General features: G+C 58.8%; 9 protein-coding genes. 5 read left to right on the forward strand and 4 right to left on the reverse strand.

All coding sequences use genetic code 11. The annotated features are described in order from the left end of the window. The first annotated feature begins 8 nt into the window (after positions 1-8). Both E4021_RS03750 and E4021_RS03755 read left to right on the forward strand, forming a co-directional pair. Complete coding sequence (locus tag E4021_RS03750; protein ID WP_136456563.1) at positions 9-500, forward strand: hypothetical protein; 492 nt, start codon at positions 9-11, stop codon at positions 498-500. Positions 501-632: 132 nt separating this feature from the next. Next, positions 633-1094 carry a hypothetical protein gene (locus E4021_RS03755; protein ID WP_136456564.1) on the forward strand — a complete coding sequence of 154 codons (462 nt, stop codon included), beginning with the start codon at positions 633-635 and terminating at the stop codon, positions 1092-1094. On the opposite strand, the gene E4021_RS03760 is transcribed toward E4021_RS03755, so the two are convergent. Genes E4021_RS03760 through E4021_RS03775 form a run of 4 tightly spaced genes read right to left on the reverse strand, consistent with a single transcriptional unit; the run spans position 1091 to position 5945 of the window. Then, on the reverse strand, positions 1091-2215 hold the full coding sequence (locus tag E4021_RS03760) for a class I SAM-dependent methyltransferase (RefSeq protein WP_136456565.1): 1125 nt from the start codon (positions 2213-2215) through the stop codon (positions 1091-1093). The two genes, E4021_RS03755 and E4021_RS03760, sit on opposite strands and share 4 nt — an antisense overlap. Next, complete coding sequence (locus E4021_RS03765; RefSeq protein ID WP_136456566.1) at positions 2169-3245, reverse strand: ion channel; 1077 nt, start codon at positions 3243-3245, stop codon at positions 2169-2171. Before E4021_RS03765 ends, E4021_RS03760 begins: the two co-directional genes overlap by 47 nt. 55 nt (positions 3246-3300) lie before the next feature. Then, positions 3301-4014, reverse strand: coding sequence for a LytR/AlgR family response regulator transcription factor (locus E4021_RS03770; protein WP_136456567.1), 714 nt, complete (start codon positions 4012-4014; stop codon positions 3301-3303). Positions 4015-4061: 47 nt separating this feature from the next. Beyond that, positions 4062-5945: a sensor histidine kinase gene (locus E4021_RS03775; RefSeq protein WP_136456568.1), complete on the reverse strand. Its 1884-nt coding sequence runs from the start codon at positions 5943-5945 to the stop codon at positions 4062-4064. A 528-nt stretch (positions 5946-6473) separates the two neighbouring features. Between E4021_RS03775 and E4021_RS03780 the strand changes: the two genes are divergently transcribed. From E4021_RS03780 to E4021_RS03790, 3 genes are all read left to right on the forward strand, one after another. Further along, complete coding sequence (locus E4021_RS03780; protein WP_168797456.1) at positions 6474-9419, forward strand: aminotransferase class III-fold pyridoxal phosphate-dependent enzyme; 2946 nt, start codon at positions 6474-6476, stop codon at positions 9417-9419. A gap of 276 nt (positions 9420-9695) precedes the next feature. Continuing rightward, positions 9696-11009 (forward strand): glycoside hydrolase family 2 TIM barrel-domain containing protein, encoded by a 1314-nt coding sequence (locus tag E4021_RS03785; RefSeq protein ID WP_136456570.1) that lies wholly within the window; start codon positions 9696-9698, stop codon positions 11007-11009. Then, a complete protein-coding gene (locus E4021_RS03790) occupies positions 10999-14796 on the forward strand; it encodes a glycosyltransferase (protein WP_136456571.1) in 3798 nt (1265 codons plus the stop codon). The genes E4021_RS03785 and E4021_RS03790 overlap by 11 nt, the downstream gene beginning before the upstream one ends. The last annotated feature ends 1 nt before the right edge of the window (position 14797 follow it).

The raw sequence follows: 14797 nt of genomic DNA on the forward strand, positions 1-14797 counted from the left end.
CTACACTTGTGGCAACTACCCTGCCACCCGTTCCCGCAACCGGGAACCGCTTCGTTCACTACGGGGTTTCTCTACTCAAAGCCTATGCTTCCTGTGAGCGGCATATCGTTCGCCGCTTGGCGGAGGATTACCTGCGGATCGCGGAACGCTACGCCGACAGTCGCCATTACGGTAATGCCATCCACCAGGCCAATACGGTCCTCGGATTGCTTGAACTCGAGCGTGGCCGCATCGAAGTAGCGGAGCAATACCTCGTCCGGGCGGCCTGCACACCGGGATCCCCGCAGTTGTCGGGTATGGGTCCGAATATGCTGCTCGCCAAGAAATTGCTGGAAGCCGGTCGTACGCAGACCGTCCTGGAATACCTGACGCACTGCGGCAAGATCTGGAAACTGAGCTTCGGAAGGATCTGGATGTGGAAGTTGAACATCCGGCGCGGCCGGACGCCCGATTTCGGTGCCAACCTGTCGCATCTCCTCGATTACAAATCGTTCGGTTAACCGGCTAATTCGTGCCCTAGCCGCAATTTTGTTGGCCAAGCTATTGTTTCGCCGACAAATTATTTGAAATTTCATAACCTGGCCATATTCCGGGGTGTTATCAAGGTGCCAGTTCACCTAAATACCCCCCATATGGAAACTGAATTCGTTCAACTCGGGCGGGTTCTGCTACACGCCTACGCCCGGCGTGATTACCACGCCGTCGACCGGCTGGCAAAGAACTATCTGGCCGCTGCGGAAAACTTCCGGGAAAGCCCCAACTACGGAAACGCAATCCACCAGGCCAATACCCTGCTGGGTCTAATGGAACTGCGCCACGGCCGCATCGACCGTGCCACTGAGTACCTTCTTGAATCGGCCCGCACGCCGGGCTCTCCGCAGCTAAAATCACTCGGCCCCAGCATGTTGCTGGCGGAAAGTTTGCTGGCCGCCGGGCAAACTAACGCGGTAGAAGAATACCTGCGGGATTGTCGGAAACTGTGGAGACTCAGCTTCGGCACGCTCAGGAGATGGCGTCGTCAGATATCCCGTGGCCGGATACCCAACTTCGGGGCCAACCGCTCTTACCTTATTGATTATAAATCCTTCGGCTAGTGCCGGCAGCGGTAGACCACGTACTTGTCGTTGACTGCTGGCTCCCCTACTTCTGCGAACCATTTGACCAGGTGGCTGCCGTAGTTCAGGTGCCGATTGGCTACCACTACCAGGTACCCGCCGGGACTCAGTATGCGGTGGGCCTGGCGAAACAGCTCGAGGCTTACCTCTATGTTGTTTTCGTGGCCGAAATGAAAAGGAGGGTTGGTCACCACCAGGTCATGGGAAGAAGAGGGAATATCGACAAGTGAATGGTCGTACAGCACCGTGGCCCGGTCCGTGGGTAGATTCAGTCGGGCACTCTCTACGGCCAACAGTGCATCGTCCGTGGCGGTAAGGTCTGCCCCGGCGTACCGCACCAACAACTCTCCGCCAATGATGCCGTTGCCACAACCTATGTCCAGCACCCTAGCCGGGCTCCACTGCGCCGGCAGGGCCAACGCTTCCCACTGTTCCAGCAGAAATTGCGTGGCGTAGTCGATGTGGTCTCCGCTGAACACCCCATAGTATTGCCGGTAAACCCGGCTGGCGTAGCCGAGTGACTTGCACGGTACCCGCGCGGAAGGCGGCCGCACTGACCCATCCGGTACAATGAAATCACTCAACATCAGCAAGCGCGCCTTTTTGCGTGCCCGGGATTGTCGCACCGTTCCTGCGTACTTTCCAGCTACCTCCAGCAGGCGGGGGGTAAAGTATTTGGTCATGAAACCCGCCGCTACCTGTAGATCCGGCGCCGCCGCATGCGCCAGAGTAGCCAAATATACCTCCCAAAGTTCCAGCGACTTTGGTACCCGCATTACCGCGTGACGCACGTCAACTGAGTGGTCGAAAACCGTCGCAAGCCGTGGCATCGCACTACTGGCATTCCGCCGCAGTGCCTCCTCCTGACTGTGGAAGGAAGACAGGAAAACGGGGTGGCCCGGCAGGCTCAGGGTCACCGCTCCAAAGCGGTCGTGGATCACCAGGGGTTGATCTTCCGCCGTAAGCTGCTGCGCACCCCACTCCAGCAGCAGTTCGTCAGCGGCGCTCATCACCCTGAGTGACCGGTCGGTAGTGGGTGGGTAACGAGCGAAATTACCGGCGGCGGGGGGCCGATCGGGGGACTTTGCGTGTGGCATCATAGGTGTTTTTTATTTCTCGCCACAATTTGGTGAGGGTGATCTGGATAACGGCTTCGTCGAGGGGTTCCCGCAGCGGACTACCCTGGCGCACAGCGAAGGCATACGCTTCAGGCTCGGCGTCGGTCGCTTCAATGGCGGCGGAAATTCCGTCGTACTCGTCGATGACGTAACGTAGCGTGGTAACGTCGGATACGAAAGCATCGAGTTGCTTCTCCTGCATGGCTTCCAGTCCGGCGCGCGGCGAATCGAAAACCTGAAAATCCAGCCCTTCGGAAGCCAGGTAGTTTTCGGCGGGCGATTCATCCACTACCCCAACGGCCCGGGAGCGAAGTCCTTCCGGGAATTTGAGGGGTTGGGTTGCCTGGGTCGCGGCAATGATGGCGGCGGTAAGGCTGGAAGTAACGGCCAGGGCCACCAGCATCCACAGCATGGCTACAGCCCGGCCAGCCAGGCTGCGGGGTGCCTTGTCTCCGTAGCCGATGGTGGTCATCGTAACCCCCGCCCACCAAAAGCCCGACCCGATGCCCTGCCAGGTTGACCTTTCCCCGCCGAACTGATCGTCGTTGCGGTTACGCTCCAACAAGTAGACGACGACGCCGACAATTAGCAACAGGACGGAAAGTCCCACCACAATGTACAGGAACTGTAGGGTGAAAAGTCCGCGCAGGGTGGTCCACAGACCATTTGTTTTCGGAAGCGCCACGCCCAGACTGCTGTGGTGATAAGCCTGCAGAAAATCTACCCGGCGCTCCGCCCCGGGATCGAGGGTGGAGAAAAGCACTACGTCGAGGTCCCCGGCGGTAAGGTGGGGCAGCAGACTGTCCGGATGCGAAAAGTCAACCACTTCATACCTCAATTGCTCCCTCTCGGCGACCAGCTGCCAGAGCTGCACCGCCATGCCGTACCAATTGCCCTCCCCATCGTCGATGCAGTACGGCGGGGCGTCCGCAACGCCGACGCGGAGCACTTCCGGCTGAGCGGAAAGGAAAAGTGGAAAGAACAGGCCGGCAAGCAGATAAGAACGCAACATGGGTCAAAATGGGGTACCCTTGCTTACGCGGCAGCGGCGGCCATTGTTTACGATCTTAAAGGCGGGCCAGCACCTGACCGCGTCGGCTGCGACTGACCGGAAGGGCCGTGTCGCCGACGTAGATGTTTTCCTTATCGAAGCGGGTGACGTGGGCCAGATTCACCGCGTAGCTCCGGTGCGTCTGGATGAACTGGTCTTCGCCGAGCTCATCGATCAGGTCGCTAAGTGTAGTGCGCAGCATGAGCGGGGCCTGTCCGACCTGATTGATCTTTACGTATACGTGGCTGGCCTGCAGGTAGGTGATGGTTTCAACGGAGATGCGGTAGGTCTGCCGTCCGTCGCGCAGGACTACGGTTCCGGCCGGCTTCTCGGACCCGGCACGGTGGTTGTGCATGGCCACTTCGATGGTAGCGAGCAGGCTGCCGGCCTGGATGGGCTTGCTCAGGTACCCCATAGGGAAAGTCTCGCGCACCTGGGCGATATGGCCGGCATCCGTCTGGGAGGTAAGGAAGATAAAGGGGATCGGGTGGCTCTGCCCCCGCAGGAAATGAGCAAAATCCACGCCGCTTTTCTCACCGTCTACCCGAATATCCAACAGGGCCAGGTCGGGCTGGGTATCGTGGTAGAGCTCGACGGCATCATCAAAGGAAATAGCGGTACCCACCACTTCGTGACCGTTCCGGACCAGGTGTCGCGCAATGGTATCGGCAATGATCACCTCATCCTCCAGGATGAGGATTTTGTAGCGTTGGTGGGGGGTTGTTGTCATGGGATCAAGTCGGTGCCGAAAAGCAAAAGCAGACGGAAAATATAAAATCAGGTATTGGCCAATACAGGCTCCACGTTAGCAGAATTAGGTGTGAGTCGGAAATTTTCGCGGCCGGTCGACGGGGCATTCTTGCCGCTGAAAACCACGACGGTGCAGGCACCCTCCCGGTTGAAGGTTTTCACGCTGCCGCGCAGCTGACGGGCCATTCCATTAACCAGGTAGGTGCCCAGACCTCCGTCCCGTTCGACCAGGGTGCCCACCGGATATCCCGGGCCATTGTCGCGATATTCCAACCGGTAATCCTCGCCCTCGCGGTCCAGTTTGATGCTGATTTCCAGGTCTGTGCCCGAGTTGGTCCCGTATTTAAAGCTGTTGGTCAGCAGTTCATTCAAGATGGTACCCAGTGGAATGGCGGTATCCAGGTTGTACTCCCAATCCGGGATGTCTAGGTAAAAGCGGCAGGGCGATTCTATGCTGGTAATGGTGCGGGTGTGCTCGCAGATTTTCTCTACGTAGCGCCGGAAGTTGATCGTCTCCACCCGCCCTTCCCGGTACAGGATCTCATGGATGGCGGCCATACTGTAGACACGCCCCCCCATAGATTCCAGGCTGCTCCGCACTGCCGGGTCATCCACTTCCTCGATCTGGAGGTCGAGCAATCCGATGATGATCTGAAGGTTATTCTTCACGCGGTGGTGGATTTCCCCGCGCAATAACTGTTGCTCGCGCAGGGCCCCCGCCAGTTCATCGTTCTGGGCGTGAATGATGCGACTTTGGCGGGCCAGGGCGGCGTTGGCCCGCCGCAGGCGAATGTAGTTGATGGCGACCACGCCCAGGCTGACCACGGCCAGCAGCACCAACCACATGAGCCATTGCTCCCGTTTCTTTTTGAAGGCCAGTTGCTGGGCCTGTTGTTGGATCTGCTGTTCCTTCTTGGCATTGTTGTAGCGGGCCTCCACCTCCGCTACGCGCTCTGCGCTCACCTGTTCCACCCGGTCCAATTCCTCGGCCCGGCTTTTGTCGAGGTAGTAAAGCGCGGAATCCAATTGTCCGGCCGCGCGAAAAATATGGCTTCGTTGGGCAAGCATCAGGCTTCTATAATCATCGGTATGACTTCCCCGCTCCTCGGCGATCCGACTATAGTACCAGGCGGAGTCGTTGCTTACGAGCGCCTGCTCGTGGTTCTGCTTTTCGAGTTGCAAGTTGCTGAGGTTCAGCATGACGATCATGTGGTTGATCTCGCTGTGCAGCTTCCGGTAGAGCCGGGCACTTTGCCGAAGGTGGTATTCGCTGGCCACATGGTCGGTAGCCCGGTAAATCAGACTGAGCAACAAGTGGGCTGTGGCTTCGTGGTCCATTTGCCCCTTGTCCAGCGCGTGGTTCAGGGCCAGTCGACCGTACCGCTCGGCGGTATCTAGGTTGCGGAACAAGCGGTGGTAGGAGGCCAGGCGGATATAGAGGTAGGGCATGACCTCCCGGAGCCGATTCTCACGCACGATCCGCTCGGCCCGCAGCAGGTACTCCTCACATTTCTCGGGGTGCGACTGCTGCTCGTGAATCAGGGCCATAGCCAAATTCGCTTCCGCTTCCAGGCGCGGCAACCCCACCAACCGGCTATCGTCCATCACGCCCAGCAACTCGGCCACGGCCTCGGTAAAATACTGGTTGCGCTCCAGGGCGTAGGCCAGCTTCAGACGTACGTGCAATCCAAAGGGGGTCAGCAGTTTGTCGCGCTCGTCCAGACAATTGCGCATACTGGACAGGATGACCGCTGCGCTGTCGTTGAGGGAAGCCATGATTAGGTTCTCGGCCCGGTCGTACTGCTGGTACATGCGCGGCGTCCCCCCCTCGGGTACTCCATCATCCGACTGGCTCGCCAACGGAAGGGCAAGCAGCCAGAAGCAGAATAGTAAAGTCTTACCGTAGGGCACTATACGTTTGGGATAGATAAAGGAATCACGGCCTACAAAAGCGGTAACATCCTGTTAAAAGTAGTAAAAAAGCGCATTTATTGGCAAAAATATTATCCTTCCGCCGTGAACATGCTGCTTTGATCTGTTTTATAGTCCATCAATTTTGCCAAAAAAAGTCACCCGATTTCGAGTGACGAAATCGGGTGACGAACTCATTTTGCCAAAAAACCGTGGCGACTGAGTCATGAATTGATGTACAAAGTGTCTCCAAGTAGCTATATGCTTAATTCGCCTAAACTGGTGTTGTCATAGTGCCTCTCTCTGTGTCAAATCGGAATCTCTAATTCTTTAGCTTGAGCCAAATGTAGGGGCTCCTCTACCCTCTCCGCAACGTTGAGCCACCATATGTGCTGAACGGTAATACCTGTGTTACGAATGGTAAAAAAGTGAGGGACTAAGCGGGGCTTCGGACTTTGTCGAAGCAGTATGTGCATACTTTCGCGCCCGGGATTTGCGAAAACCGCTACCCCGCGTAGCTTAGCCGCCATGATCGCCACCGACCTCCTGCCGCGCTTATTTGATTCCATCGGATTACCCTACCCGGTGGGGGAAGATGCCGGAGATGAGGCCTTATCCGTCACCCCCCTGCCCGGTGAGGTGGACCAGAATTTTCACCTTTCCCTCCCGAACGGAGCGGAGTACCTGCTCAAGATCAGCGCCCCCGAGAGTTTCGATCAGGCCCCCATCCTGCGCTTCCTTGCAAACCGCGAGCTGCCCTTCGCCACCCCCCGCATTGTGGCTTCTCTCGACCCCGATCAGGCTGCCGGCCACGGGAGCGTGCGCCTGCATAGCTGGGTACCGGGACGCCCCCTCGACAATGTGACGCCCCGTACAGCAGCCCTGCGCCGGAATTGGGGGGCTACCTGCGGCCATCTGGCCCACGCCCTGCAAGATCTCGATCTGCCGGCCGCGCACCGTGTTTACAAGTGGGATCCCGCCGCGGCGTCCGGCGCCCGCCGCTTGGTCCCGCTGCTGACGGGGGAAGAAGTCGCACTTGCCAACTACTTTTTCGACTTGGTGGACGGTTGTGACTTTGACAGATTGCGGCGGAGCGTCTGCTACAACGATGCCCACGAGCACAACCTGCTGGTGGATCAAACGGGGGAGGCCATCTGCGGGGTGATCGATTTCGGCGACACGGTGTACACCGCGACCATCAGCGAACTGGCAGTAGCCTGCGCCTACGCCGGAATGTCGGAACCCGATCCGCTCGGGGCCATGCGCGATGTGGTCGAGGGTTTCTACTCCGTCTTTCCGGTTACCGATGAAGAGCTAGCCGCCCTATTCCCCCTGATCTGCGGCCGGTTGTTGCTCACCGTTACCGCGGCCGCGGAAAACCGTCGGCTCAAGCCCGACAACGCCTACCTGTCCATCTCCGAAGCTCCCGCCTGGGCGTTGCTGCGTCGCTTACGCGAAGTGCATCCGGTGCTTGCCCTGGCCACCTTCCGGGTCGCCACCGACCGATCGGCCCACCCCCGGCTCCGCACATTCCTGGACTGGGCCGCCACGGCCGCTCCTGCGCCGGTGATGGCCCTAGAAGGACGTCTTGTTCCGATTGACCTCGGTGTGGGCAGTCGGCAGCTCGGTCTCAATCGCAATTTCGAGCAGTTGCCGGCCTTCGTCAAGCACATGCGCCGGGTGCTGGAGGACCTGGACGCCGACATCGGAGTAGGCGGGTACGGGGAGGTCAGGCCCGTCTACACCACCGATGCCTTCGCCGGGGAGGGAAACAGTGGTCCTCGCTGGCGGAGCGTACACCTCGGCCTGGACTTCTGGGCGCGCGATTCCGGCGGGACGGTCTTCGCTCCCATCGACGGCACGGTCCGGCACTGCGGTATCGACCCCACCCCGGGCGGCTACGGCGGCACCCTTATTCTGAGCCACGAACCCATTCCCGGACTTACCTTTCATTCCCTTTTCGGGCATCTCTCTCCGGCCTCCATAGCCCATTTTCCGGCGGGGACGCAGGTGCAGCGCGGTCAGGCTATCGCCCGGTTGGGTGGTTCCGATGAGAACGGCGGTTGGCCGCCCCACCTGCATTTCCAGTTGATGCTCGACTTGCTGGACCGCGGCGCTGAATTCCCGGGCGTCGCCTACCCTGAGGAGCGCGACATCTGGCTCGGCATTTGCCCTGATCCGCGGATCCTTATCCCGCAGCCCGTGCCTGCGGAGAGCCCTTCTCTGCCGCCGACGGAGGAAATGCGCCAACAGCGAGACCACAAGCTGGGGTACAGCCTGAGTGTATCTTACCACCGCCCGCTGACCGTGCTCCGTGGTTCGGGCAGCTACCTGTACGATGACCGGGGACGGCGGTTCCTCGATACGGTCAACAACGTGGCGCACGTCGGGCACGAGCACCCCCGCGTAGTAGAGGCGATTCAGCGCCAGGCCGCCGTCCTCAACACCAACAGCCGCTACCTCCACCCCACCATTCTGGAATTGGCGGATGAACTTACCAACCTGCTGCCCGACGAACTGAGCGTGGTACATTTCGTCAACTCCGGCAGCGAGGCCAACGAACTGGCCCTGCGCATGGCCGAAGCGGTAACCGGCACCCGCAGGGTACTGGCCATGGAAATGGGGTACCACGGCAACACCACCCGTACGATCGACGTCAGCAGCTACAAATTCGGTCGCCGGGGCGGCGCCGGCCGGCCCGCGGAAACCGTACTCCTGCCCCTGCCCGACCAGCTCCGACGCCGCCACCTGCAGCCCGATTGGGATACGAATGACGACGCTCCCCGCACCTTCATTGCCGAGTCCATTCTGAGTTGCGGGGGCCAGTTGATGCTGCCCCCGGGCTACCTCGATTCCGTATTCAAACGGGTCCGAGCGCACGGCGGCATCACTATCGCCGATGAGGTGCAAACGGGCCTGGGTCGCGTAGGCAGCCACTGGTGGGCCTTCGAACTGCAGGGCGTGGTACCCGACATCGTCACCATCGGAAAACCCTTCGGAAACGGGCACCCTTTGGCGGCCGTTGTCTGTACAACCCGAGTGGCGGAGGCTTTCGCCAACGGCATGGAGTACTTCAACACCTTCGGTGGCAATCCGGTCAGCTGCGCCGCCGGACTGGCGGTGCTGACCACGCTACGGGAAGAAGGACTAAAACAACGGGCCGCTGAAGTCGGCGGGTACCTGACCGGACTGCTCAATCAGTTGCGCGCCAACTATCCACTGATTGCTGAAGTACGCGGTGCCGGACTCTTCCTCGGCTTTGAACTCACGGGGAAAGACCTTGCACCCGCGACCGCGCCCGCATCCTACCTGAAGAACCGAATGCGTGAACTGGGTTTCCTGATGAGTACCGACGGTCCGCACGAAAACGTCATCAAGATCAAGCCCCCCCTGTGCTTCACCCGCGCGCAGGCCGAGCGCCTGGTGGACTTTCTGGACCGGGTGTTGCGGGAGGATAAAATGCAGATACGGTAGCCGGTTCCGTCCCCGATCATTTGCACGGCTGACGAACTAGCCGCACCTTGCGACTCCGATTGAGCGCCGCCTGATGCGTAGCCTCAATGATATTTCGGCAATTCACCCGATTCCGTGTAAAATAAAGACCAAAAATCCGGCGGTTGGTAGTAACTATACTCACCCGGGGCAATCAATTATACAACTCAATACCTGCTCGATGCTTTGTTAACGTTATTTTAGAACACCACTGACGCTGTACCCGGCTCACAACCGCTAGTAACACCCACCAATGCTATGGGTCCACTGTACCCACTTCTATCCGCAGCCAGTTGCTTGCTGCTGCTATTTATCCATTCCTCCTGTACACCAACTGCGGAGCGTTCTACCGGAACCGTCCATGTAGATTACGCCGATTCTACGGGCTACCACCTGGTGCGAAACGGACAACCCTTCGTAGTGAAGGGGGGAGCCGGTGCCAATCACTTGCCTTTACTAAAAGAACTGGGGGGGAATACCGTAAGGGTATACGACCCCGCCAAACTGGAAGCGACCCTCGAGCAGGCCGAAACATTGGGACTGGCAGTCGTGGCGGATATTCCCCTGCCCGCATATTACCGGGGGGAGGATTATGTCGGACTTTCCCAGCCGGGACTTACGGATTCCGTACTTGCGGTGGTGGATCGGTTCCGGGACCATCCCGCCCTACTGTTCTGGATGCTGGGCAATGAGGTCTTCACCGAGGGATACGACCGCGCCTACATGAAGCGCTACAATGCCCTGGCGCGGGCCGTACGCGAACACGATCCCAACCACCCCATCAGTACCGGGGTCATCCCCCATCAGCTGCTCAAATTGAAAATAAGCCTGACGGGCCCCGACGTGGATTTTCTGTCGCTGAACATTTTCGGCAACCTGTCGAATTTCGACCAACTGAAAAAGTACCTCACCCCAATCTGGCGTGGACCGTACCTGATCTCGGAATGGAGCTTCAACGGTCCGTGGGAAGCTGAAAATACCCTGTGGGGAGCCCCCATTGAATCTCCCAGTCCTACCAAAGCCACTCATCTGGCGGAACGCTACCGGCGTGATTTGGCCGATCCCGAGTCGGACCGTATGCTGGGCGATCTTGTGTTTTACTGGGGCCAGAAGTACGAGCGCACCCCCACCTGGTTCAGTCTGCTGAGCCCGGAGGGTGCCGTGAGCGAGATGGCCTTTGCGCTGGGCAACATATGGCAAGGGCGTCAGTTACCGTTTCCCGGTCCGCGCGTAGAATACCTGTTGCTGAATGAAATGGGTGCCCGGGACAACATCTTCCTCACCCCCGGCGCGGAGGCGACGGCGACCGTGCGCTACCTTACTGAACCGGTTGGCAACCTCACGGTGAGATGGGAAATCCGGGCCGAAGACTGGCTGGGGCGCGGAGAGGTAGGCGCCGGCCCGGAGGCCTTGCCCGGCCTATTTAAATCGACTAGCTTAACAGAGGCAACTTTCCAGGCTCCGCTCGCTCCCGGTCCTTACCGCATCTTATACCAGGTGATGGACACTGCCGGATACTTTGCTACGGCCAACATTCCCTTTTACGTACTTTCCCCTGCACATGCTAAATGACCCCGTAGTCCGGAACCCTACCGAAGGCGAACAGATCATCATACGGTTGCTGATCGTCACGGGATTGTTGTGCATTCTCAATTTTAGCTACTTCTTCTTTCAGCCCCAGTATTTCGGCCACCCGCTGCTGTTTACCCTGCTTTGTATTGTACTTGCCTACGGATTGATCCGCGACCTTACCCTGTGGTATTACTACGCCTCCATTACGGTTCCGGAGACGCCAGAACTGAAACGGCATTTCACGGTGGATATCCTCACCACCTACTTCCCAGGGGAACCGTACGACATGATCGTCAATACCCTGACGGCGATACAGAACATCACGTACCCGCACACCACTTACCTGTGCGACGAGGCCAATGATCCTTACCTTAAGGAACTGTGCGCCGAGATGGGCATCGTGCACGTGACCCGCACCGTCCGCGTAGACGCCAAAGCCGGCAACATCAACAACGCGCTGCGGCAGGCTACGGGGGAGATTTGTCTGGTGCTGGATCCCGATCACGTCCCGCAACCGGATTTCCTCGATCACATCGTACCCCACTTTCAGGATGAGTCCATCGGCTTCGTACAAACGGTACAGGCCTACTACAATAAGTTTGACACCGTAGTAGCCAAGGGTTCGGCCCAGCAGACCTTCCACTTCTACGGGCCGATGATGATGACCATGAATGCCTACGGGACGGTCAATGCCATCGGTGCCAACTGTACCTTCCGCCGCAAGGCCCTCGACAGCATCGGTGGCCACGCACCGGGCCTGGCGGAAGATATGCACACCGCTATGCTCCTGTACCGGGAGGGCTGGAAGTCGGTATACGTGCCCCGCATCCTGGCCAAGGGGCTCGTACCCGCTACCATTACTGCCTACTTCAAGCAACAGCTGAAGTGGTCCAGGGGCACCTTCGACCTGTTCGTCAAGGTCTACCCCCGCATCTTCTCCAAATTGACGTGGAGGCAACGACTCCACTACGCGCTGTTGCCGGTGCACTACCTGGCCGGGGTGATTTACCTCATCGGTTTCTTCATTCCTATTTTATCACTGGTGCTTTCCGAGGCTCCGTGGACGGGCAACTTTGTCTACTTCCTGATCATCATCGGCCCCGTGCTTTTCACCTCCTTCATTCTGCGTTTCTACATCCAGAAGTGGTTGATTTCGGACGATGAACGCGGGTTCCATATCGTCGGGGGAATCCTGGAGATCATCACCTGGTGGATCTTCACCCTCGGGTTCGTGTATACAATCTTTGATAAGAAGGTACCCTACTTGCCCACCCCCAAAGAAGGAGAGGACGTAACCCATTTCTCGCTGTTGCTGCCGAACCTGGCCATCGGCGTACTTTCGCTTGGCGCGATCGCGTATGGCTTACCGCGGGACTTTACGCCTTTCTCCATCATCATGGCCGGATTTGCGCTGCTGAACGCCGCTTTCATGTTCTTCAGCGTTTATCTTGCCTTTGCCGTCACTAACGAGACCGGGAATCTGAGGGAGCGGTTGCCGGCCCCGGCGCGCACCCTTGGTCGGCACGCCAAACGCCAGCTGCTCTGGGCGCTGGATACCATGACCCTTACCGTGCGAAAACTCGCTCCCCTGCTGCTGGTCGGGGTACTGGTTTCCGCCCTGACCCTGATGTCTATATACGACCGACAGGGATTTGCTATGATTGAGTCCGTTCCCACCACCGTTGAGCTTTCCACTACTCCGCTCCTGGGTATCTTTTATCCGGCGGGACCTACGGGATTAACCTCCCTCGAGCGGGTGACGGAACTGGAAGACCGCTTACTGACGCATACCGACATCATTTCCAGCTACATCCCCTGGAGTGGCAGTGCAGATCCGGAGGCGGAAATGCAACACCTGCAGGATATTGTTGAACGGGGCTCCACCCCCCTGATCACCTGGGAACCCTGGGTCAGCCACTTTCCCGGTAGCGACAGCATGGCAGCTCTTGCCCGGGAAGAGCAAGCCCTCTCCTACATTGCCAACGGACGATTCGACGATTACATCAACGCTTTTGCGGGGCGGGTAGCCAGGCTGGAGAAGCCGGTCTACCTGCGCTTCGCCCATGAGTTTGACAATCCCGACTACCCCTGGTCGCCCCGCGGCAATAACCAACCGGAAGACTTCGTGGCTGCCTGGCGACACGTTCATAACCTGTTCCAGCAAGCGGGCGCCAAGAACGTCCGCTGGGTCTGGAACCCCTGGAAGCCCAAGGCTATGCAGGAGTACTATCCCGGAGAGGCCTACGTGGATTTCGTGGGACTGACAAACCTGAACTATGGCCCTCTGGAGGGCGGTCCGCAGTCAAACTCCTTCACCGACCTCTATGCTCCCTTCGCTGCGGCGATGGAGGATCTGCCCGGGGAAGATGTTATCCTGGCGGAGTTCGGTACGCTTGGGACGCCCGCCGAAAAGCGGGACTGGCTGGTAGCGGCGCGGCGAAGCATTCTGGAAGATCACCCCGAAATCAGGGCCATTGTCGCCTTCAACAGCGCCTTTGACAGGAACATTCCCCAGGGCGCGGACTATCCGGGCGATGTACTGGATTGGACCGCCGATCCGGCCTTGCTCTTCAACCCCGAAACAGCCGCGAACTTCGTGTCCATCCGGGAGGCTGAATGCTGGGCCCCACCTGCCGCCTCCACCTACCTTGCCCTGCCCGACCGACCGGTGCGGGCCGTGGGGTACAAGAAAGGCGAAGGCTGGAGTACGCACCAGTACGTTCCTTCCCGCGCCAATCTGGAACACGATTTCAGTCTGATGCGCGAAGCAGGCATCAACACCATCCGGATCACCAATCCGGGAATCTACGCCCACAACCTTTTTACTATTTCGCAGGAATACGGACTGGACGTTATAATGAATTTCTGGATCCCGGAAACCCACGATTTCGTGTCCGACACGCTCGAGTTGGCCGAGCTTCGGGAGCAAATACTAGAGAAGGTGGCCAACAACCGCGACCGTGGCACCCTGCTGCACTACAGTTTCGGCAACGACCTGCTGGCCCGCCTTGCTGACCTCCACCTACAGCCGAACCTCCACGCCCAGCGCATCGCTTACCTGAATTGGTTGGGCGGCCTTATCCAGGACATCAAGAAACTGGACGATCGGCATCCGGTGATGATCTCCGTACTCGCCGCGCCCGGCGTTGAGCGAGTGATTGAAGACTTCCACCTGCTCAAGGGGCCCGCCGACGCGGTAGGCCTGATCGTGGGCAGTCTGACTTCCCTGGAACGGGTAAGGCATCTTACGGAGCAATACAAAGGTCGGCTGGTAGTCAGCGATATCGGGATCGAACCGCTCCGCAATTTGAGGAAGAGCGAGGAGTCCCAATACACGGTGATCAACAACTGGCAGAACGAGTGGCGCCGCACCAAACTGACCTTTGACGGACTGCTGGATTTCCGGGCCCGGCGTACCCCCACCTTTACGGCGGTGGCGAATTACTGGAACGACGATAAAGCCCAGGACGTAGAAATTCCCGAAATCGCCGTCCTTCCCCCCGCGCTGCAGCCCTATGTGGGTGGCATCTACCACTACCGCGCCATGGTGCTTGACGAGAAGGGCTGGGTACCGGCCGACAGCCTGGCCCTCGAGAAATATACTTTTGAATGGAGCCTGGTGAAACTGGATACCTTCCAGAATCCCATTGCGCTGAAGATGCTTAAGGAGGAAGGCCCCGTACTGAAACTTGCCATGCCGCCCAACCACCTTCAGTATCGGGTATTGCTTACCGCCACGGACGGCCGTTACAGCCGATCGGCTCAGTCTCCACTGCTACCGCGCTGAC

This window comes from Neolewinella litorea (assembly GCF_004803465.1).
Lineage (GTDB): Bacteria > Bacteroidota > Bacteroidia > Chitinophagales > Saprospiraceae > Neolewinella > Neolewinella litorea.